This is a genomic window from Corallococcus sp. CA054B, from assembly GCF_003611625.1.
GTDB lineage: Bacteria > Myxococcota > Myxococcia > Myxococcales > Myxococcaceae > Corallococcus > Corallococcus coralloides.
In genome coordinates, this window is sequence record NZ_RAVY01000391.1 from 1 (window position 1) to 1,476 (window position 1,476).

At 66.8% G+C, this 1,476-nt stretch carries 2 protein-coding genes; both read right to left on the reverse strand.

Annotated elements, in window-relative coordinates:
* A partial coding sequence (locus D7V80_RS40920) for a hypothetical protein (RefSeq protein ID WP_147447403.1) occupies positions 1-438 on the reverse strand: 438 nt, incomplete at its 3' end.
* A 570-nt stretch (positions 439-1,008) separates the two neighbouring features.
* Positions 1,009-1,287 carry a PqqD family protein gene (locus D7V80_RS40925; protein ID WP_120593139.1) on the reverse strand — a complete coding sequence of 93 codons (279 nt, stop codon included), beginning with the start codon at positions 1,285-1,287 and terminating at the stop codon, positions 1,009-1,011.
* Positions 1,288-1,476: the final 189 nt, after the last annotated feature.

The following is a 1,476-nucleotide window of genomic DNA, read 5'->3' on the forward strand; positions in this document are numbered from 1 at the left end:
GACGTAGGACTGCGCCACGCCCAGCTTTCCCTGAAGGAACTCGCGCGGCGCGGGCGCGAGCTTTTCCCCATGCGCCTCCAGCGCCACGCCCGTGCCCAGGAAGGGCGACGGCAGCGGCAGGCCCGCGAGCAGTGACACCCACGCGACGAACAGCGGCAGCGACGCGCTCCGGCCATCCAGCGTCACGTTCCGGCCGCGCGGCGAGACGTGCAGGTCCGTCTCATCCCACGGCAGCGCGTAGCGCGCGCGGCCCACCGCGGACAGGTGGCGCGCATGGTCCTGCCACGCGGCGGTGAAGGCATTGCCCCGCGACACGTCCGTCCACAGCCGTCCCTGGCCGGGGCGCACGGACACCTCCACGGGCACGACTCGAAAGAGCGCGTGTCCGCCGACGTCCGCCTGGGTGAAGAGCAAGACCTGCGTGGATGCGGGCAGCATGGGCGGGCGTGTCGGCGCGTGAGAGGAAAGACACAGCCGGGAGGAGGACCGAAGCCCTCCCCCCGGCCATGAAACGCGTTACTCCGCGACGACGATCACGCCCATGCCGTTGGAGCAGGTGCACTTGTCGGTGGCGGCGGAAACGCGGACGATCTCGGACTGGATGTACATGGTGGTTCTCCTGGGATGGATGTTTGGGATTCGAAGGAAACGGCGGGCGCGACTACTCCGCGGCCGTGGTCGTCGCGGCGATGACCATGCCGTTGGAGCAGGTGCACTTGTCGGACGACGCGGACACGCGGACGATCTCGGACTGGATGTACATGGTGATTCTCCTGGATGGATTGCTGCGTTCACTGCCACTGCGGTGAAACATGCGGAGTGTGGACAGGGGGTCTGACATTGCCTGCCAACACACCGATGCTTCATTCCAGACGTGATAAGACCTCTCACGTCTGGCATCACGCGCACCCGGGGCGACCCGGGCACACGGGATTCCCAAAGGCCAGGGCATGGCCCGGCCTGTCCCCCTCACGAGGGGAAGAAGGCACTACGGCGGACGGCGAAAAGTCAGACGGGACGCGAGGGCTCGCACAGCCCCAGCTCCTGGAACTGCGCCACGGTGCGCTGGACGTCGGCGCGGATGGCCTCTTCCTGGCCCACGGCGCCCAGCCGGAGCGCCAACGACGCCACCGCCCCGTCCAGGGACGTGTCGCCCTGGCACAGCTCGAAGATGCGCGCGGCGGTCTCGTTCACCCGGAAGACCTCTCCTCCCTCCGTGTCCATGAGGAAGAAGGCTTCGCCCTGCTGCTGGACGATGACGCCGGAAGTCGCGTGCGGCAGGTTCAAGACATCCCCCTCTGAGACCGCGCTGTTACATTTCCATGTTTCTAAATGCCCTCATACGCACTGTCAATACATGCAAGGATTTGGGTTGGGGGTTCATGAGAGGGTTTGCGCACGTGCCAGGTCCTGAAGCGCCGCGTCGGTCCAGAGAGGGGACCGGCTGTTGTGCGGTGGTGGGCGATTGACGGGCGG